Genomic DNA, 21006 nt, shown 5'->3' with positions numbered 1-21006 from the left:
GGGATGGAAATAACAAATAACCAAATGGACTAACCTGTTTTAGTTATAGTTATTAACAACAAAAACGATTAATTAACCTGTTGAAAAATAATAAATTAAATCATCAAGACACCACAAAAATGGCGATTTTGCGTTCAGGGCCGTTTTAGTTAATGCTAAAAAATGTACTTTCCGGTACCCTACGGCGGTTTTTTTCGTCCTGTTGAGAGTTAATGATGTCCACCACGCTGTTTAAAGATTTCACCTTCGAAGCCGCCCACCACCTGCCGCACGTACCGAAAGGCCACAAATGCGGTCGCCTGCATGGTCACTCTTTTATGGTGCGTCTGGAGATTACCGGTGAAGTCGATCCCCATACCGGGTGGATCATGGATTTCGCCGAGCTGAAAGCCGCGTTTAAACCGACCTACGATCGTTTAGACCACTATTACCTGAACGATATCCCAGGACTGGAGAACCCAACCAGCGAAGTGCTGGCCAAGTGGATTTGGGATCAAATGAAACCGCTGGTTCCTCTGCTGAGCGCGGTAATGGTAAAAGAGACCTGCACCGCAGGCTGCGTCTATCGCGGCGAGTAATGCCCTGTCTATCCGCCATCGGGCTGCTGCCATGGCGGTTTTCTGTTTCATCCCACGCCGTTGGAATCAACGCACCAGATAGCCGCCATCCACTGCCAGAATATGACCGTTAACGTAATCCGAGGCCCGGCTGGCGAGGAACACAACGGCGCCCATTAAATCCTGCGCTTCTCCCCAACGGCCTGCGGGTATATGCGCCAGCACGCGTCGGTTCTCTTTTGGGATACTACGGGTGATAGCGGTCATGGCGGTTTCGTAATAGCCAGGCGCGATGCCGTTAACCTGAATATTATGCGGGCCCAGCTCATCGCAGTAGGCTTTGGTTAAGCCAGCCAGCGCATGCTTGGTGGCGGCATAGGCCGGCGACCAGCTGCCGCCGAGATAAGAAAACACCGAACAGATATTAATAATCTTACCGCTTCGCCGCGGAACCATAATTTTCGCGGCTTCGTGGCTGAGCTCGAACGCTGCGGTCAGGTTAGTCTCGATCATCGGATCCCAGTCTGTTCGCCCAAAGCGCAGCACCTTATTCAACTGACAAATACCGGCATTGTTCACCAGAATATCAACGGTACCGAAACGTTCGCAGCAGGCGGCGATAATCCGCTGCGGCATACCGCCATCGGTGATATCCGCCAGCATGAATTCCAGCTCAACGCCCTGCTGTTCGATAAGTTTGCGGGTTTGCGTGTGTTCTTCGCGCAGAGCGGGAACAAACAGATTCGCGCCGGCGGTCGCCAAAGCAACGGCAAAGGCCTGCCCCAGGCCGCTATTACCACCGGTAACGATAGCGGTTTTCCCCTTGAGCGAGAAGAAGTCCATAGAGAAGGCAGTGGATGGATCAATTGGCTGCATGGTTAACTCGTTCCTTAAGTCAACGTATCAGCCGCCCGCTTCAGGCGGCTGAATTAATGCGCCAATGATAGCACTGCTGTCATGAAGGCGTATCTCAACCCCGGCGCTGAAATCGAGTGCAAAGATGAATTCATATATGAAGAAGAGAGCTGCCGGGCGGTTAGCAACCAACCCGGCAATGAAAGCGGGTATCAGGCGATGTTCAGGTATTTATGCGTCTGCATGGATAAGCGCCAGTTTCGGGCGATACAGGTCTCAATGCACAGCCGCGTGGCATCTTCTTTTTGGCTAATCGGCTGCAAGGCAATAATACGCGGCTTTTCATCGGCCAGCGTTTCCAGCAGTTCATCCAGCGCTTCGATATCGCGCACGCGGCCAACCGGATGCTTGATTTCATCGGCGCGCTGCAGCGCCTGCGAAAGCACATCATAGCCGCCGCGCATGTTCACTTTCGGCGAGACCGTGACCCAGGTGTTGTGGCTGCAGCGCACTTCATGGGTACCGCTGGTTTCAATCTGGCAGCTGAAACCATGTTGCTCAAGCAGATCGGTCAACGGCGTGAGATCGTGAATACAGGGCTCGCCGCCGGTAATCACGACGTGACGGGCGGTCCATCCCTGACGGCCAATGATCGCCAGCAGATCGTCGCTGGTCGCCGGGCCCCACTTATCGCTCTCTTTGGTTTTAGCGAGGATACTAAATAGAGACACTTCCCGATCGGCCAGCTTATCCCAGGTATGTTTGGTATCGCACCAGGCGCAACCAACCGGGCATCCCTGCAAACGAATAAAAATGGCAGGCACGCCGGTAAAGTAACCCTCGCCTTGCAAGGTCTGGAACATCTCGTTAATCGGGTACTGCATAGTCATCTCTGTTCAGGTGGTAAAAAGGTATTATCGCAGATTCAGGCGCTCAGGTCTTGTCCTCAGCTGCGATTACCAGACCCCATCGTCAGCTTTTCGTAAGCCATCTTTTTATATTAGCTAGCAAACTATAAAATAAGCACAAAATGTATTTACGATATTTTGAGTATTATTTTAGCATGCGCCGCACTTGGTCATTGAATTGGATTATTTATTACTTTCTTCAGATGTATCTGCGCGCGGGTAAAGATGTAACAAAGAATGTCTTTGATGATCGTAATGACATTATTCATCGCTGTCCAAAGCAAAAAAAAGAAATTATTAATCAATGATGTACAAACCGATACATGAAACAATGAATCTTTTAACTTCGCTCAGGGTCAAATTCAATTCACTTGATTTCCATAGCTTAAAATAAGCTTAAGAAAGCGCTTGTTGCCGCCTGTTTTTATTTAATCTCCGTTTAATTTTCCGCGCCTAGAATCCAGTCGACCAACCATGAGAGACTGCATTCATGAATACATTATTAATTACAGGCGTTACCGGATTTCTGGGCGGCGCGGTATTAGAGAATATCCTCAATAATGAAAACGGGATTAATCTACTGCTCCTGGTGCGAGCCAATAACGATGAAGCGGCTCTGGCCCGGGTGAAGGAAAACCTGCGTAAATTCAATATTGCAGAGGAGAAGCTGGCCGCATTAACCCCCCGGCAGATCCTGCTCGGCGATTTGTCATCACCGGAGACGTTCCTGAGCGACCCGCGCCTGGAGCAGGTCACTCACGTGATCAACAGCGCCGCCGTCGCCTCATTTGGTAATAACCCACTCATCTGGAAGGTGAATGTCGAAGGAACGTTCAAATTTGCCCAACGGATGTCCCGCGTAGCTGGACTACAACGTTTTCTGCACGTCGGGACCGCGATGTCCTGTACCCCGGAGCCAGATTCACTGGTCGCTGAAAGCGCTGAATTCCGCGAACACGCCGAGCATTTGGTGGAGTATACCCATTCCAAATCGACGATTGAGCGTCTGATGCAGGAGCAATGTCCGACGTTACCTTTAGCCATCGCCCGCCCTTCTATCGTCGTTGGCCATACTCATCACGGTTGCCAGCCCTCAAGCAGCATTTTTTGGGTGTTCAGCATGGGGCTGATGCTGCAAAAATTCCTCTGCTCCCTGGAAGACCGTGTTGACGTGATCCCGGTCGACTACTGCGCCGACGCGCTGTTGATGTTATTACAACGTCCGTTGGCGCGTGGTGAAGTCGTGCATATCTCCGCCGGAGAAGAAAACAGCGTGAAATTTGCGGAAATCGATCGCGCAATGGCCTCAGCGCTGGAGCAGGCTCCGGTAGGCGACCGATACGCGCAGGTCAGCTACGAGACGCTGGTTAAAATGCGCCGTGAGTTGAAAGATATTTTTGGCCCGTGCAACGAGCGCCTGATGCTCAAAGCGATGCGCCTGTATGGCGCCTTCGCGACGCTGAACGTCCGCTTCAGCAATGATAAGCTGCTGAGCATGGGCATGCCTAAACCGCCGCGTTTCACCGATTATATCGACCGCTGCGTACAAACCACCCGCGGGCTCTCTATCCCGCAGCAGATGGCCGTCGATTTTAAGTAAACACAATGCGCAGGTAAAAAAAATGCCAGTCCGCAGACTGGCATTTTTATTTCACAAAAAGTCAGGATTAAGCCTGGCCTTTGATCTCTTTACGACCGTTGTACGGCGCTTTTTCACCCAGCGCTTCTTCGATGCGAATCAGCTGGTTGTATTTAGCAACGCGGTCAGAACGGCTCATAGAACCAGTTTTGATCTGGCCTGCAGCGGTACCAACAGCCAGGTCAGCGATGGTAGCGTCTTCAGTTTCGCCAGAACGGTGAGAGATGACAGCGGTGTAGCCAGCGTCTTTCGCCATCTTGATTGCAGCCAGAGTTTCGGTCAGAGAACCGATCTGGTTGAATTTGATCAGGATGGAGTTAGCGATGCCTTTTTCGATGCCTTCTTTCAGGATCTTGGTGTTGGTTACGAACAGATCGTCACCAACCAGCTGGATTTTGTCGCCCAGTACTTTGGTCTGGTATGCGAAACCGTCCCAGTCAGACTCGTCCAGACCATCTTCGATGGAGACGATCGGGTACTGTTTGGTCAGCTCTTCCAGGAAGTGGGTGAACTCTTCAGAGGTGAATGCTTTGTTGCCTTCGCCAGCCAGAACGTATTTACCGTCTTTGTAGAATTCAGAAGCTGCGCAGTCCATCGCCAGAGTGATGTCTTTGCCCAGTTCGTAGCCTGCTGCTTTAACCGCTTCAGCGATAACAGCCAGCGCTTCGGCGTTGGAACCCAGGTTCGGCGCGTAGCCGCCTTCGTCACCAACTGCAGTGTTCATACCTTTGGATTTCAGAACTTTCGCCAGGTGATGGAACACTTCAGAACCCATGCGTACGGCTTCTTTCAGAGTCGGCGCGCCAACCGGCTGAATCATGAATTCCTGGATGTCGACATTGTTGTCAGCGTGCTCACCACCGTTGATGATGTTCATCATCGGAACCGGCATAGAGTATTTGCCCGGAGTGCCGTTCAGTTCAGCAATGTGTTCGAACAGCGGCTGGCCTTTAGAAGCAGCAGCTGCTTTGGCGTTCGCCAGGGATACCGCCAGGATTGCGTTCGCACCGAAGTTGGATTTGTTTTCAGTACCGTCCAGGTCGATCATGATCTTATCGATGCCAGCTTGATCTTTAGCATCTTTACCCAGGACTGCCTGAGCGATCGGGCCGTTTACCGCAGCAACAGCTTTGGTTACGCCTTTACCCAGGAAACGGGATTTGTCGCCATCGCGCAGTTCCAGCGCTTCGCGGGAACCAGTAGAAGCACCTGACGGAGCAGCTGCCATACCGACGAAACCACCTTCCAGGTGTACTTCGGCTTCAACAGTCGGGTTACCACGGGAGTCGATGATTTCACGACCGATGACTTTAACGATTTTGGACATTAGGTTTTCCTCAGTACAAGTTAAACTAAAACTCCAGACAAACAATGCACCCAATTGGGTGCATTGCCGTTCTAACTCTTTTTACTTCGCCTGACGCTTCTGGTACTCGCTCGCGGCTTTCACAAAGCCTGCAAACAGCGGGTGGCCGTCACGCGGCGTCGAAGTAAATTCCGGGTGGAACTGGCAGGCCACAAACCACGGATGGTTCGGCACTTCGATGATCTCGACCAACTGATCATCCCCGGAACGGCCCGCAACGCGCAGGCCGGCAGCTTCAATCGGTTTCAACAACATGTTGTTGACTTCGTAGCGGTGACGATGGCGCTCGGTGATAGTCGGCTCGCCGTACAGCTGACGGACCAGAGAATCATCACCCAGCTGGCACTGCTGCGCGCCAAGGCGCATGGTGCCGCCGAGGTCGCTCTTCTCGGAACGAACTTCAACGTTGCCTTCTTCGTCACGCCATTCGGTAATCAGCGCCACCACCGGGTACTTACAGTCTGGCACAAATTCCGTAGAGTTGGCGTTTTCCATGCCCGCTACGTTGCGCGCGAACTCAATCAGCGCAACCTGCATACCCAGGCAGATGCCCAGATATGGAATATTGTTCTCACGCGCATAGCGCGCGGTGGCGATCTTACCTTCAACGCCGCGGTAGCCGAAGCCGCCCGGGATGAGGATCGCGTCCAAATCTTTGAGGATTTCGACGCCGCGCGTTTCAACATCCTGCGAATCGATAAGCTTGATGTTGACGGTCACGCGGTTTTTCAGACCACCGTGTTTCAGCGCTTCAATCACCGATTTGTAGGCATCCGGCAGTTCAATGTACTTACCAACCATACCAATGGTGACTTCGCCTGCCGGGTTAGCTTCTTCATAGATTACCTGTTCCCATTCGGCCAGGTTTGCTTCCGGACAAGTTAAGCTGAATCGTTTACAAATATAATCGTCCAGCCCCTGAGATTTCAACAGGCCTGGAATTTTATAAATGGAATCGACGTCTTTCAGAGAAATCACAGCCTTTTCCGGGACGTTACAGAACAATGCAATTTTTGCACGTTCGTTGGCCGGAACCGCGCGATCGGAGCGGCAAATCAGGATATCTGGCTGGATACCGATGGAGAGCAGCTCTTTAACAGAGTGCTGAGTCGGTTTAGTTTTGACTTCACCCGCCGCCGCCATGTATGGCACCAGGGTCAAGTGCATGAACAGAGTATGCTCACGGCCGATTTCTACCGCCATCTGGCGAATAGCTTCGAGGAACGGCAGGGATTCGATATCGCCTACGGTACCGCCGATTTCAACCAGCACCACGTCATGGCCTTCGCCGCCAGCCAGTACGCGCTCTTTGATGGCGTTGGTGATGTGCGGGATAACCTGTACGGTTGCGCCCAGGTAGTCGCCACGGCGCTCTTTACGCAGAACGTCGGAGTAGATTCGACCGGTGGTGAAGTTGTTGCGGCGAGTCATCTTGGTGCGGATGAAACGCTCGTAGTGGCCCAGGTCCAGATCGGTTTCAGCGCCGTCTTCAGTAACGAACACTTCCCCGTGCTGGATTGGGCTCATGGTGCCCGGATCGACGTTGATGTACGGATCCAGTTTCATGATAGTTACATTGAGCCCACGGGCTTCAAGAATGGCTGCCAGGGAAGCTGCGGCAATGCCTTTACCCAGAGAGGATACGACCCCGCCGGTCACAAAAATATAGTTCGTTGTCATGCTGAACCTGAGAAGTTAGGGTAAAACGATGGAATAACCAGGACGGGAAAGTAGTATACCCGAACATGCGTGACGCCACAAACTTTCATTCTCCCCTCCTCTTCTTTCTACCAGCCGCACCTGCGTTGCGACTCGAACAACTCGAAGAGGCAGGCTACATGGTGTTTCAACAACATAACGGAATGAGAAAATAGCCGCTTTTGGCGAAATGTTTTTGACGTAAATCAAGCGCTTGTTATTTATAAAATCACACAAATAGCGCTTGATCACGAAAACTCGTTAGAGATCAGTTTCCTGGCGTTTTACTTCCTGCCACACTTCTTCCATGGTTTCGAGGTCAACGCCGGTCATTTCCAGACCTCTGGCGGCGACAATCCTCTCAACTTCGCGGAAGCGGCGCTCAAATTTAAGGTTCGCTTTCTGCAATGCGACCTCGGCTTTAACCCCTAAATGACGGGACAAATTCACCGTGGCGAACAGCAAATCGCCCACTTCTTCCTCAAGTTTAGCTTCATCAACCACCGCCTGCTGCGCTTCATGCATGACTTCATCTATCTCTTCATGCACTTTATCGAGCACCGGGCCAAGCGAGGTCCAGTCAAAGCCCACCGCCGAGCAGCGACGCTGAATTTTATGCGCGCGCATCAGCGCCGGCAGGCTATGCGGAATATCATCCAGCGCCGAGTGTTGCGCCTTTTCCGCTCGTTCCGCGCTCTTAATCTGCTCCCAGCGCGCCAGCACTTCCGCACTGTTCCCGGCCGAAGCATCGCCAAAGATATGCGGATGACGACGTTCCAGTTTGTCGCTGATGGCGGCGCAGATATCGTTGAAATCAAAACGCCCTTCTTCCTGCGCCATCTGCGCATAGAACACCACCTGGAACAGCAGATCGCCAAGCTCGCCGCGCAGATCGTCAAAATCTTCGCGCGCAATGGCGTCCAGCACTTCATAGGTCTCTTCAAGGGTGTAAGGGGCGATAGTGGCAAAGGTCTGTTCTTTATCCCACGGGCAGCCGTTTTCCGGGTCGCGCAGGCGGCGCATGATGCCGAGCAGGCGGTCAATTTGAGTCATGTAACAATCCTGGAAATTTAAAAATAGTAGGCCGGATAAGGCATTTATGCCTTATCCGGCCTACAGACGAATTAACCGCCGTGCAGACGACGCGCGTCGATCACATCCGGCACCTGGTTCAGCTTGCCGAGCACCCGACCCAACACCTGCAGGTTGTAGATTTCAATGGTCATATCGATGGTCGCCAGCTGCTGTTTCGTATCGCTGCGGCTGGCCACCCCCAGCACGTTCACCTTCTCGTTGGCAAGAATAGTGGTAATGTCGCGCAGCAGGCCGCTGCGGTCGTTGGCGACCACGCGCACCACCAGCGAATATCCCGCCGAATAGCTCTCGCCCCATACCGCATCAACGATGCGTTCCGGCGCGTGAGACTGCAGCTCAGCCAGCTGATCGCAGTCGGCGCGGTGTACTGAAATCCCGCGCCCCTGGGTGATAAAGCCGACGATTTCGTCGCCGGGGATCGGCTGGCAGCAGCGGGCAATGTGATGCATCAGATTGCCGACGCCCTCAACCACCACCCGGCCATTATCTTTGCTCCGGTTCTGCGGGGTGTAGGTTTTTTGCTGCAGTTGCTTCAGCGCGGCGGCATCCTGCTCGGCGGCGCTCGGTTTGTTGAACTGCGCCTGCAGGAAGTTGACCATCTGGTTAAGGCGAATATCGCCGCCGCCGATAGCCGCCAGCAGTTCATCCAGTTCATTAAAGTTGTAGCGCGGCAGCAGATGTTTCTCGGCATCCTTCAGGCTGATGCCCAGATGCTCGAGCTCATCGTCAAGGATCTGCCGCCCGGCGAGAATGTTTTTATCGCGATCCTGTTTACGGAACCAGGCGTGAATTTTGGAGCGTCCACGGCTGGTAGTCACGTAGCCAAGGTTCGGGTTCAGCCAGTCGCGGCTTGGGTTCGGCTGCTTCTGGGTGATTATCTCAATCTGATCGCCCATCTGCAGCTGATAGGTGAACGGCACAATGCGCCCGCCAATTTTGGCGCCGATGCAGCGGTGCCCGACATCGCTATGGATATGGTAGGCAAAGTCGAGCGGAGTTGAGCCCGCCGGCAGATCAACCACGTCGCCCTTCGGCGTAAACACGTAGACCCGGTCATCGAAGACCTGGCTGCGCACTTCGTCGAGCATTTCGCCGGAATCGGCCATCTCTTCCTGCCAGGCGATCAGCTTACGCAGCCAGGCGATACGGTCTTCATGGCCGCGACCGCCGCTCGCCCCGGCGCTGGCACCCTCTTTATACTTCCAGTGCGCCGCCACGCCGAGCTCGGCGTCTTCATGCATCTGTTTGGTGCGAATTTGGATCTCAACCGTTTTCCCGCCCGGCCCAAGCACCACGGTGTGAATAGACTGGTAGCCGTTCGGTTTCGGGTTGGCGACGTAATCATCAAATTCGTCAGGCAGATGACGATAGTGGGTATGCACGATCCCCAGCGCCGCGTAGCAATCCTGCAAACGTTCAGCGACGATACGTACCGCGCGCACATCAAACAGCTCATCAAAAGCGAGATGCTTCTTCTGCATTTTGCGCCAGATGCTATAGATATGCTTCGGACGCCCGTATACCTCAGCCTTCACGCCTTCATTTTTCATTTCTGAACGCAGGTGGCCGACGAACTCATCGATGTAATGTTCGCGGTCGATACGGCGTTCGTGCAGCAACTTAGCAATACGCTTATATTCGGCTGGATGCAGGTAACGGAAGCAGTAGTCTTCCAGTTCCCACTTCAGTTGACCGATGCCTAAGCGGTTCGCCAGCGGCGCATAGATGTTGGTACACTCTTTTGCTGCCAGTACGCGCTCATCTTCGGGTTCATCTTTTACCTCGCGCAGGTGAGCGATACGTTCCGCAAGCTTGATAACCACGCAGCGGAAATCATCGACCATCGCCAGCAGCATGCGGCGAATATTGTCGACCTGTTCTGAGGAGACGGTGTCGGTGTGCGTGGCTTTAAGCTGGCGAATCGCCGCCATATCACGCACGCCGTGAATCAGGGTAACGACGGATTTGCCGACGCTCTCTTGCAGGACCTCTTCGCTGACGACGTTGCCGTCCGCCAGCGGAAACAGTAAAGCGGCCCGCAAGGTATCGATATCCATATTGAGCATGGAGAGAATTTCTACCATCTCCACGCCGCGCCAAAGCAGGAGATCCGCCTGCGGGTGTCCCTGCGTTGTTACGCGACAATAATCCCAGGTCTCGGCTAAGCGCTCACACGACTGCTGGCTGGAAATCCCCAGACTCGCGATCCATTTCTTCGGGTCAAACTCACCAGCTTTATTAAGATGTGCACTTCTTACCGCAACCATTGTCCTCTCCTTAAGGGACTCAGCCTACCGAAGTCAGCAAGCCGTATTTTATACCCGTCATACTTCATCCTTCAGTCCACACCGCCATCAGGCATCTTCACTGTCGCCTCGATGCGGGCTGAACAATTTTATGTAAGCTCGCGCTCAAACAATACTATCGATTCCAGGTGCCCGGTGTGCGGGAACATGTCCAGCATCGCCAGACGTTGAATGCGATATCCCGCCTGAAGCAACGCTTCGCTATCGCGCGCCAGCGTCGCCGGGTTACATGAAACATAGACCATCCGCCGCGGTGCCAGCTTGATAATATGCGCCATCACGCCCGGCGCCCCGGCTCTTGCCGGGTCGAGTAGAATTTTATCAAAGCCATGCTTCGCCCAGGCCTGCCGGGTAACATCTTCTTCCAGGTTTTCATGAAAGAAAGTCACGTTCTGCAATTCATTGAGGGCGGCATTTTCCCGCCCCTTTGCCACCAGCGCGGGTACGCCTTCGACGCCCACCACGCTCGCCGCCACTTTGGCCAGCGGCAGGGTGAAATTGCCCATACCGCAAAACAGATCCAGAACGCGGTCCTGCGGCTGAATATCTAACCAGGCCAGCGCCGTACGCACCATTTTCTGGTTTACGCCATCGTTGACCTGGATAAAATCGCGCGGACTGAACACTAAGCGTAGTCCGTCTGACGTGTACCATGGTTCATCGCCGCGAATATGTTCAAGTATCTCGCTTTGCGGCGCGAGGTACAGGGATAGACCGTGAGTTTGCGAAAAACGTTCCAGTTTTTCTTTATCCGCCGCCGTCAGCGCGGCGGTATGGCGTAAAACCATCAACGGGCCATTGTCCGCCTGCACCAGTTCAACGTGGCCAAGTTGACGTTGTGATTGTAGGCTGGTTAAACACTCGCGCACCGCGGGTAACAACGCCTCAAGTTGGGGCACCAAAACGGGGCACTGCACCACATCGATGATTTCGCTGGAGTTGGCCTTGCGAAAACCCATCTGCAGTTGTTGGGTCTTTGGCTGATAATTCAAGCTCAAACGCGCCCGACGCCGGTAGCCCCAGGGTTCAGCGGCTATAATGTCGTCAACGTCACGTTTCATCAGGCGGGAGAGCGCGGCGCGCTTGCTTTGCTGCTGTAGTTCAATGCTCGCATGTTGCTGCTGACATCCGCCGCAGACGCCGAAATGCGGGCAGCGCGGCGCAACGCGCTGTGGACTGTCGTTGAGGCGGCGTTTAACCTGAGCGCGGGCATACTGTTTTTTATCCTCTACCAGCACGACTTCCGCCTGCTCTTGCGGCAACAGGCCGGGGACAAACAGCGCCTTACCCTGATGACGGGCTACGCCCTGGCCAAAGGGATCAAGGTCATTTACCGTCACGGTTATGATCTGGCGCGTCGTCACACGCCGTTTTGCAGAGTAGAATTGCGCCATCGTAGAGGATTATCTCAAAAATATACTGACTCTATACATGAAATCATTCGGGCTACCAATGCAGAAGCCGTCTGAAGGTTGATATGTATATTCTCCCATAATGGAACCGCATGACCAACTACAGCCTACGTGCTCGCATGATGATTCTTATTCTGGCGCCGACCGTTTTGATTGGTTTGCTGCTCAGTATTTTCTTCGTTGCCCACCGCTATAACGACCTGCAGCGGCAGTTGGAAGATGCCGGCGCCAGTATTATCGAACCGCTGGCGGTATCCAGTGAGTACGGCATGAATTTGCAAAATCGCGAGGCGATCGGCCAACTTATCAGCGTACTTCACCGCCGCCATTCCGATATCGTGCGGGCTATTTCTATTTATGATGCTAAAAACCGGCTGTTCGTTACCTCTAACTTCCAGCTCGATCCGCGGGAAATACAGCTCCCGCGCGGCGCGCCCTTCCCTCGCCGACTGAGCGTCACCCGCCACGGCGACATCATGGTGCTGCGCACGCCTATTGTGTCAGAAAGCTATCTGCCCGATGAGTCGCCGGAAAGCGATGCTAAAATGCCGGACAATATGCTCGGCTATGTGGCGCTGGAGCTCGACCTTAAATCTGTGCGCCTGCAGCAGTACAAAGAGATATTTATCTCAAGCGTCATGATGCTGTTTTGTATCGGCATTGCGCTGATTTTCGGCTGGCGCCTGATGCGCGACGTGACCGGACCGATTCGTAATATGGTCAACACCGTTGACCGCATCCGCCGCGGCCAGTTGGATAGCCGCGTTGAAGGTTTTATGCTCGGCGAGTTGGATATGCTGAAAAACGGCATTAACTCGATGGCGATGTCGCTGGCGGCCTACCACGAGGAGATGCAGCACAATGTCGATCAGGCGACCTCGGATCTGCGCGAAACGCTGGAGCAGATGGAGATTCAGAACGTCGAGCTGGATCTGGCGAAAAAGCGCGCCCAGGAGGCCGCGCGCATCAAGTCCGAGTTCCTTGCCAATATGTCGCACGAGCTACGAACTCCGCTTAACGGCGTGATTGGCTTTACCCGCCTGACCTTGAAAACCGATCTCAACGCTACCCAGCGCGACCACCTGACCACCATCGAACGTTCGGCGAATAATCTGCTGGCCATCATCAATGACGTGCTGGATTTCTCCAAGCTCGAAGCGGGCAAGCTGATTCTGGAAAGCATTCCTTTCCTGCTGCGTAATACCCTGGATGAAGTGGTGACCTTGCTGGCACATTCGGCGCACGATAAAGGCCTTGAGCTCACCCTCAACATTAAAAACGATGTCCCGGATAATGTGATTGGCGATCCGCTGCGCCTGCAGCAGGTGATCACCAATCTGGTGGGTAACGCGATTAAATTCACCGAGCACGGCAACATTGATGTGCTGGTTGAACAGCGGGCGATGAGCAATTCGCGAGTACAAATCGAAGTACAGATTCATGATACCGGCATCGGCATTCCGGAGCGCGATCAGTCGCGGTTGTTCCAGGCCTTCCGTCAGGCCGATGCCAGTATCTCACGCCGCCACGGCGGCACCGGCCTGGGGCTGGTTATCACCCAGCGGCTGGTCAAAGAGATGGGCGGCGATATCTCATTCCATAGTCAGCCGAACCGCGGTTCCACCTTCTGGTTCCATATCAGCCTTGACCTGAATCCGAACGCTATTACCGACGGTTTCGATACCCATTGCCTGGCGGGCAAGAAGCTGGCCTACATTGAAGCCAATACCACCGCTGCGCAAAGCACGATGGAACTGCTGGCAACCACACCGCTGGAAGTGGTCTACAGCCCGACGCTGTCAGCGCTGCCGGATGCGCACTACGATATTTTACTGGCCGGTATTCCGGTGTCGATGCGCGATCTCAGCAACCAGCGGGAAAAACTGGTCCGCGCTTGCTCACTTTCCGATACCCTGGTGCTGGGGCTGCCTTGCCACGCGCAGGTTAGCGCCGAAGAGCTGAAAAGAAACGGTGTTACCGCCTGCCTGCTTAAACCATTGACCTCCACGCGGCTTTTCCCGGTGCTGATGGCCTCTTGCCGCGCGCAGCCGCCGGTGCCACAGCCCTATATCGATAGTGATAAACTGGCGATGACGGTAATGGCGGTAGATGATAACCCGGCCAACCTCAAGCTTATTGGCGCGCTGCTGGACGATCTGGTGCAGCATGTCATTCTGTGCGATAGCGGCCAGGATGCCGTAGAGCAGGCCAAACAGTCGCAGTTGGATCTCATTCTGATGGATATTCAAATGCCGGATATGGACGGCATTCGCGCCTGTGAATTGATCCGCCATCTCCCGCATCAGCAGCAGACCCCGGTGATCGCGGTAACCGCTCACGCCCTTGAGGGGCAGCGCGAGAAACTGCTGGCCGCCGGGATGAACGATTATCTGGCGAAGCCGATTGAAGAAGATAAGCTTAGCACCCTGCTGTTGCGCTATCAGCCCGGCATGCACGTCGCCGCGCCGCAAATCGCCGAACCGGTGGAGCCGGTTATCGATCATAACGTCACTCTCAACTGGCAGCTGGCGCTGCGTCAGGCTGCCATGAAACCAGACCTCGCGCGGGAGATGCTGCAAATGCTCCTCGCCTTTATGCCGGAGGTGCGCAATAAAGTTGAAGAACAGCTGGTTGGCGAAACGCCGGAAGGGTTGCTGGATTTAATTCATAAATTGCACGGCAGCTGCAGCTATAGCGGCGTACCGCGGCTGAAAAAACTGTGCCATACCCTTGAAAGCCAGTTGCGCGCAGGTACCGCGCCGGAAGAGCTGGAGCCGGAACTGCTGGAACTGTTAGACGAGATGGATAACGTCGCCCGCGAAGCGTGCAAGATGGGAGTGTAAACCCCGGATAGCGGCGCTGCGCGTCTTATCCGGGCTACGATCCGGTACTCGGTTGGTAGCCCCGGTAAGCGTAAGCGCCACCGGGGAGGGTTCCCGGATAAGGCGCTACGCACCTTATCCGGGCTACCAATACCACTGCCCCGGGCAGGTTACCGCTTACCGCCCATCTCTAATACCGCCGCCACGTTACGTGCCGTCATCCGCACGTTGGCGGCGGCGTTAGCCAGCGCCTCGTCCAGGGTACAGACGGAATAGAGCACGCTAAAGACGGCATCGAGGCCATGCTGATGCACGACGCCAACATCGGCGGTCAGGCTGCCGGCAATCCCAATCACCGGCACGTTGAAGCGTTTCGCAACCTTCGCCACCCCCACCGGTACCTTGCCGTGAATGGTCTGGCTGTCGATGCGACCTTCGCCGGTAATTACTAAATCGGCATCAGCCACTAAATCCGCCAACCCCAGCGCATCGGTCACAATCTCAATTCCCGGACGTAGGTTGGCGCCGCAAAACGCATACAACGCCGCCCCCATACCACCCGCCGCCCCTCCCCCTTCCAGGCTCAGCACGTCAATATCCAAATCGCGGTCGATAATCTGCGCAAAGTGTTGCAGGCCGCGGTCAAGACGCTCAATCATCGCCGCCGTCGCCCCTTTTTGCGGGCCAAACACCGCGCTTGCGCCCTGCGGGCCGGTTAACGGATTGGTAACGTCGCAGGCGACATCAATCCGGCAATCCGCCAATCTTGGATCCAGTTCGCTAAGATCGATCCGCGCCAGCGTCTCCAGCGCGCCGCCGCCCGGCGCAATTTGCTGTTGGCCGGCGCTCAGCAGTTTCGCTCCCAACGCCTGTGCCATACCGGCGCCGCCGTCATTGGTCGCGCTGCCGCCGATGCCAATAATAATCTGCGAAACCCCTGCATCCAACGCGTGACGAATCAGCTCGCCGGTTCCCCAGGAGGTAGTCAGTAGCGGATTACGTCGCGTGGGCGGCACGCTTTCCAGTCCGCTGGCTGCCGCCATTTCGATATAGGCGCAGCGCATATCGCCGGAGAGGCCGTAAAAGGCGTTGACCGGCTCGCCAAGCGGCCCGGTAACGCTGACCTGTACGATATGCCCTTGGGTCGCGGCCACCATCGCCTCAACGGTACCCTCGCCGCCGTCGGCAACCGGGACTTTAACGTACTCCGCATGGGGATAAATTTCGCGGAACCCCGTTTCTATCGCGGTGGCGACGTCCAGCGCACTCAGGCTCTCTTTGTAAGAATCCGGCGCGATCACTATCTTCATAAGTGTCCTTAATATGAATAACCCCGGCGACCGGCAGTTGCCGACCCTTACAGGGTCGGCGTTATCTTAGCGAACCATGCAAGGACGTTTGTTATCAAAGGTCCAGTTCGGGATTAAATATTGCATCGCCATGGCATCATCACGCGCGCCCAGGCCATGTTTCTTATATAGCTCATTAGCCTGCATCACGCGGTCCATATCCAGCTCAACGCCCAGACCCGGCGTCGCCGGCACCTGCACCATACCGCCTTTGATTTCAAACGGCTGTTTGGTCAGACGCTGGTTGCCCTCCTGCCAGATCCAGTGGGTATCGATAGCGGTAATTTTACCCGGCGCCGCCGCGGCAACATGGGTAAACATCGCCAGCGACACGTCGAAGTGATTATTGGAGTGCGAACCCCAGGTCAGGCCGAATTCATGACACATCTGCGCCACGCGTACCGACCCTTGCATGGTCCAGAAGTGCGGGTCCGCCAGCGGAATATCCACCGATTGTAGCGACAGCGTATGGCCCATCTGCCGCCAGTCGGTGGCGATCATGTTGGTCGCGGTCGGCAGCCCGGTCGCCCGACGGAATTCGGCCATCACTTCGCGGCCGGAGAAACCTTGTTCAGCGCCGCAAGGATCTTCCGCATAGGCCAGCACGCCTTTCAGCTGTTTACCTATCTGGATGGCTTCATCCAGCAGCCAGGCGCCGTTCGGGTCGAGGGTCACGCGCGCATCAGGGAAACGCTTCGCCAGCGCGCTAATCGCTTCGGCTTCTTCAAAACCGGCCAACACCCCGCCCTTCAGTTTAAAGTCATTGAAGCCATATTTTTCGTAAGCGGCCTCCGCCAGGCGAACCACCGCCTCCGGCGTCATCGCCTCTTCATGACGAATACGATACCAGTCGCACTGTTCATCCGGCTGGCTTTGATAAGCCAGCGGCGTCGCGTGGCGGTTACCGACAAAGAACAGGTAGCCCAGCATTTCGACTTCGCTCCGCTGCTGGCCGTCGCCAAGCAGAGAAGCAACGTTCACGCCCAGATGCTGGCCCAGCAGATCCAGCAGCGCCGCTTCAATCCCGGTCACCACGTGAATGGTAGTGCGCAGATCGAAGGTTTGCAGGCCGCGGCCGCCGGCATCGCGGTCGGCAAACTGGTTACGCACGGCGCTCAGCACATTTTTGTACTCGCCCAGCGTTTTACCCACCACCAACGGCGCGGCGTCTTCCAGGGTCTGGCGGATCTTTTCGCCGCCGGGGATTTCGCCAACGCCCGTGTGCCCGGAGTTATCTTTGATGATAACGATATTACGGGTGAAGTACGGCGCGTGCGCGCCGCTCAGGTTCATCAGCATGCTGTCATGCCCGGCGACCGGGATAACCTGCATAGCGGTCACAATTGGCGTTGAAGATGATGTAGTCATAGCGTAATCCTTTTTAATTAATGACGGCCGAAAACGGGGCGTTTACGGTCGAATGTCCAACCGGGAATCAGATACTGCATCGGGCCCGCATCGTTACGCGCGCCGCCTGGCAGCGCCTTATAGGCCTCATGAGCTTTATGCACCTGTTCCCAGTCCAGCTCCACGCCGAGTCCCGGCGCGTCTGGCACGGCGATTTTGCCGTTGATAATCTGCAGCGGATTTTGCGTCAGGCGCGCATCGCCCTCCTGCCAAATCCAATGGGTATCGATAGCAGTCGGATTGCCCGGCGCCGCGGCGCCGACGTGGGTAAACATCGCCAGCGAAATATCAAAGTGGTTGTTCGAATGACAGCCCCAGGTCAGCCCCCAGTCATCGCACAACTGCGCCACCCGAACCGCGCCGGAGAGCGTCCAGAAGTGCGGGTCCGCCAGCGGAATATCGACGGCGTTGAGCATGACCGCATGCCCCATTTCGCGCCAGTTGGTGGCTATCATGTTAGTCGCCACCGGCAACCCGGTGGCGCGGCGGAACTCAGCCATCACTTCCCGACCGGAAAAGCCCTGTTCAGCGCCGCACGGATCTTCGGCATAGGTCAGGACATCCTGCAGCCCTTTGCACAGCGTAATCGCTTCATCCAGCAGCCAGGCGCCGTTCGGGTCAACGGTAATGCGCGCGTCAGAGAAGCGTTTTTTCAGCGCGCGGGCGGTGTCGATTTCCTGCTCGCCAGGTAATACGCCGCCTTTTAGCTTAAAGTCTTTAAAACCGTAGCGATCCTGCGCCGCCTCCGCCAGTCGCACTACCGCGTCGCTATTCAGCGCCTGCTGGTGACGAAGACGGTACCATTCGTGGTCGCCCGGCGTCCGCGCAAGATAGTCCAAATCGGTTTTTTCGCGGTCGCCGATATAGAACAGGTAGCCCAGCACGGTCACCGCATCACGCTGTTTGCCCGGCCCCAATAGTTCGCACACCGGGACATTCAACACCTTGCCAAGCAGGTCGAGCAGCGCGGCTTCCAGCGCCGCTACCGCATTGACTTTCAATTCGAAGGTCCATGCCCCTTTGCCGAAGGTGTCGAAATCCGCCGCCTGATTGCCTTTATGTACCTGCTGCACCACGCGGTTGAGGCGAGCGACTTCCTGCCCAACCACCTGGGGTATGGCATCGACCAACGTCTGGTAGATGACTTCGCCGCCGGGCGCTTCGCCGACGCCGGTATGGCCGGCGTTGTCGGTTAACACCACAATATTGCGGGTAAACCAGGCATTATGCGCGCCGCCGATGTTCATCAGCATGCTGTCGTGCCCGGCGACCGGAATCACCTTCATTTCGGTAACGATTGGGCTGGATTGGGTATTCATGATTAACGCCCCGCAATCGGTTTAAGTTCGATACGTTTGATATCGCCAACCAGCACCAGGTAGCTGAATACCGCCACCAGAGCGTGGATACCGACGTAAATCAGCGCGCCGTTGAAAGAGCCGGTGGTGCCGACGATATAGCCGATAGCGATAGGGGTGACGATGCCGGAAATATTACCGAACATGTTGAACAGACCGCCGGACAGGCCGCTGATCTCTTTCGGCGCGGTGTCAGCCATTACCGCCCAGCCCAGCGCGCCAATGCCTTTGCCGAAGAAGGCCATCGCCATAAAGCCGATGATCATCCATTCCGCGTTGACGTAGTTACACATCAGCATGGTCATGGACAACAGCATGCCGAGTACGATCGGCGTTTTACGCGCGATATTCAGCGAGCCGGTACGGCGCATCAACCAGTCGGAAATAATCCCGCCCAACACGCCGCCGACAAAGCCACACACCGCCGGAATCGAGGCGACAAAGCCCGCTTTGAGGATCGACATGCCGCGCGCCTGCACCAGATAAACCGGGAACCAGGTGATAAAGAAGTAGGTTAACGCGTTGATGCAGTACTGGCCGATATAGATCCCGACCATCATTCGCGAGCCGATCAACTGCTTGATTTGGCCCATTTTTACGCTAAAGGGCACCTTCTGCGCACTGCTCTTCTGATCCATGTTGATCAACGCGCCGCCTTCGGCGATGTAGTCCAGCTCTTTCTGGTTAACGCCTGGGTGGTTATTGGGATCGTGGATCACTTTCAGCCACACGAAGCTGATGACAATACCCAATCCGCCCATAAAGAAGAATACGTGCGACCAACCCACTTCATGGGTCAACCAACCCATAATCGGCGCGAAAATAACGGTGGCAAAATACTGCGCGGAGTTAAAAATCGATACCGCCGTCCCTCTCTCCTGCGCCGGGAACCAGGCGGCCACAATGCGGCTATTACCCGGGAACGAGGGCGATTCGGCAAGGCCGACGAGGAAGCGCAGGGTAAACAGCGCGATGATAATGCCAAAGCCGCTAAAGATATCCACGAAGCCCTGCAGCAGGGTAAACACGGACCAGATAAAGATGGACCAGAAATAGACGCGTTTAGAACCAAAGCGGTCAAGCAGCCAGCCGCCTGGGATCTGTCCGATCACATAGGCCCATGAAAACGCGGAGAAAACGTAACCCATGCCAACAGGATCGAGGCCGATATCCTTGGCCATTTCAGAACCGGCGATCGACAGCGTCGCGCGGTCGCCATAGTTAAAGGATGTGACGATAAACAGCATCACCACTATCCAATAGCGAGCATTGGTGCGCTTTTCAGCGGCGCTCGCAGCCTGACTTAATGAACTCATCGTTGTACTCCTGAATCATAGCGTTTAGCTACGTTCATTCTGAACAGCACAACCTGTAGGGTAATCAGAATGACGTGTTAGTGTTTTTTTCGTTATATCTGGCGTACTGCTTTTGTCACTGGCAGGAAAAGTATAAAAAGAGGCGTCGGCGGGCTCACCGTGCATATACACAGCTTTAGCGGGTGATACTGCGTTAGTTTATGGCGTATGCCTAAGGTTGTGGGGAGTAGTTCACGGAAATGGAAAACCGCCGCCCGCTGATGGGTCGATGGACGACATTACCTTCAGAGTGTGAATCGGCTCTCTTGACGCCGGGGAAACGCAAAGAAAAAAGCCATATCGATAAAGTGGTTATCAGGCAGATGCCCGAAGCCGGGCGCGATGGATAACGTTAAGATAACCCTGACCGTTTATCCGGCCACTGGCAGCTTAAGCGCGCCCTCTACGTAGGGAGAGGGCGTTCTTAATAGGATTAGTCGAGCAGTTTAGCCCACGCTTCTACCCAAGGGTTGGAAACGCTTTCCGGTTCCGGGTCTTCGCTGGCGTCAATGGTGAGCATCTCGCCAATACGACGCGCGCCCTGCTCCTGCAGCAATGCATCAAAGGTTTTACCGCCGCCGCAGAAGTTGGCGTAGGTACTATCGCCAAGCGCGATAATGCCGTAGCGCAGATGCGGTTGATACATATCTTTAATGCCTTCATACAGCGGAACGATGCTGTCCGGCAGATCGCCCTGCCCGGTGGTCGAGGTCACGACCAGCACGTATTTGCCGGTATAGGATTCCCAGTCTTTTACCTCCGGATCCTCAAAGACCGTCGCTTTATGCCCCAGCCCGCTCAGAATGGCTTCCGCCTCTTCGGCGACCAACAGCGAGTTTCCGTACATCGTGCCGACAAAAATTCCGACTTCTGCCATAG

The 21006-nt window shown here is 55.2% G+C and carries 15 protein-coding genes; 3 read left to right on the top strand and 12 right to left on the bottom strand.

Annotated features, from left to right (window positions below; translation table 11 throughout):
- Positions 1-212: 212 nt before the first annotated feature.
- Entirely contained in the window at positions 213-578 is a 366-nt protein-coding gene (gene queD / locus AC2CGP_RS17210; protein WP_015369973.1) for a 6-carboxytetrahydropterin synthase QueD, read from the top strand.
- A 66-nt stretch (positions 579-644) separates the two neighbouring features.
- Here queD and AC2CGP_RS17205 read toward each other — a convergent pair whose 3' ends face one another.
- Together AC2CGP_RS17205 and queE are read right to left on the bottom strand one after the other, a co-directional pair.
- Positions 645-1433, bottom strand: coding sequence for an SDR family oxidoreductase (locus tag AC2CGP_RS17205; protein ID WP_015703303.1), 789 nt, complete (start codon positions 1431-1433; stop codon positions 645-647).
- 191 nt (positions 1434-1624) lie between these two features.
- Complete coding sequence (gene queE / locus AC2CGP_RS17200; protein WP_015369971.1) at positions 1625-2296, bottom strand: 7-carboxy-7-deazaguanine synthase QueE; 672 nt, start codon at positions 2294-2296, stop codon at positions 1625-1627.
- A 514-nt stretch (positions 2297-2810) separates the two neighbouring features.
- On the opposite strand from queE, the gene AC2CGP_RS17195 reads away from it, so the two are divergent.
- The gene (locus tag AC2CGP_RS17195; protein ID WP_015369969.1) at positions 2811-3920 is read left to right on the top strand and encodes an SDR family oxidoreductase; all 1110 of its coding nucleotides are present in this window, start codon (positions 2811-2813) and stop codon (positions 3918-3920) included.
- Between the two features lie 67 nt (positions 3921-3987).
- Here the strand turns inward: AC2CGP_RS17195 and eno are convergent, their stop codons facing one another.
- The 5 genes from eno to rlmD all read right to left on the bottom strand — a co-directional run bounded on the left by eno (position 3988) and on the right by rlmD (position 11818).
- A complete protein-coding gene (gene eno / locus AC2CGP_RS17190) occupies positions 3988-5286 on the bottom strand; it encodes a phosphopyruvate hydratase (protein WP_015369968.1) in 1299 nt (432 codons plus the stop codon).
- An 81-nt stretch (positions 5287-5367) separates the two neighbouring features.
- A complete protein-coding gene (gene pyrG, locus AC2CGP_RS17185; protein ID WP_015703305.1) occupies positions 5368-7005 on the bottom strand; it encodes a glutamine hydrolyzing CTP synthase in 1638 nt (545 codons plus the stop codon).
- Positions 7006-7284: 279 nt separating this feature from the next.
- Positions 7285-8076 carry a nucleoside triphosphate pyrophosphohydrolase gene (gene mazG / locus AC2CGP_RS17180; protein ID WP_015703306.1) on the bottom strand — a complete coding sequence of 264 codons (792 nt, stop codon included), beginning with the start codon at positions 8074-8076 and terminating at the stop codon, positions 7285-7287.
- Positions 8077-8147: 71 nt separating this feature from the next.
- Positions 8148-10385 (bottom strand): GTP diphosphokinase, encoded by a 2238-nt coding sequence (gene relA / locus AC2CGP_RS17175; RefSeq protein ID WP_015369965.1) that lies wholly within the window; start codon positions 10383-10385, stop codon positions 8148-8150.
- Positions 10386-10513: 128 nt separating this feature from the next.
- A complete protein-coding gene (rlmD, locus tag AC2CGP_RS17170; RefSeq protein WP_020078058.1) occupies positions 10514-11818 on the bottom strand; it encodes a 23S rRNA (uracil(1939)-C(5))-methyltransferase RlmD in 1305 nt (434 codons plus the stop codon).
- Between the two features lie 110 nt (positions 11819-11928).
- Here rlmD and barA point away from each other — a divergent pair, with 110 nt between their 5' ends.
- A complete protein-coding gene (gene barA / locus AC2CGP_RS17165) occupies positions 11929-14679 on the top strand; it encodes a two-component sensor histidine kinase BarA (RefSeq protein ID WP_032715723.1) in 2751 nt (916 codons plus the stop codon).
- A gap of 149 nt (positions 14680-14828) precedes the next feature.
- Here the strand turns inward: barA and AC2CGP_RS17160 are convergent, their stop codons facing one another.
- The 5 genes from AC2CGP_RS17160 to AC2CGP_RS17140 all read right to left on the bottom strand — a co-directional run bounded on the left by AC2CGP_RS17160 (position 14829) and on the right by AC2CGP_RS17140 (position 21004).
- A complete protein-coding gene (locus tag AC2CGP_RS17160; protein ID WP_015703309.1) occupies positions 14829-15968 on the bottom strand; it encodes a glycerate kinase in 1140 nt (379 codons plus the stop codon).
- A gap of 66 nt (positions 15969-16034) precedes the next feature.
- The gene (gene gudD / locus AC2CGP_RS17155; protein ID WP_020078056.1) at positions 16035-17375 is read right to left on the bottom strand and encodes a glucarate dehydratase; all 1341 of its coding nucleotides are present in this window, start codon (positions 17373-17375) and stop codon (positions 16035-16037) included.
- Positions 17376-17392: 17 nt separating this feature from the next.
- Positions 17393-18733 (bottom strand): enolase C-terminal domain-like protein, encoded by a 1341-nt coding sequence (locus tag AC2CGP_RS17150; RefSeq protein ID WP_063444790.1) that lies wholly within the window; start codon positions 18731-18733, stop codon positions 17393-17395.
- Positions 18734-18735: 2 nt separating this feature from the next.
- Positions 18736-20088 carry an MFS transporter gene (locus AC2CGP_RS17145; RefSeq protein WP_015369959.1) on the bottom strand — a complete coding sequence of 451 codons (1353 nt, stop codon included), beginning with the start codon at positions 20086-20088 and terminating at the stop codon, positions 18736-18738.
- A gap of 472 nt (positions 20089-20560) precedes the next feature.
- Positions 20561-21004 carry a flavodoxin gene (locus AC2CGP_RS17140; RefSeq protein ID WP_015369957.1) on the bottom strand — a complete coding sequence of 148 codons (444 nt, stop codon included), beginning with the start codon at positions 21002-21004 and terminating at the stop codon, positions 20561-20563.
- Between the last annotated feature and the right edge of the window lie 2 nt (positions 21005-21006).

The organism is Klebsiella sp. SYXHC3, assembly GCF_057196925.1.
Note: the sequence above shows the minus strand (reverse complement) of the source record. Positions and strands in the feature narration are given on the sequence as shown.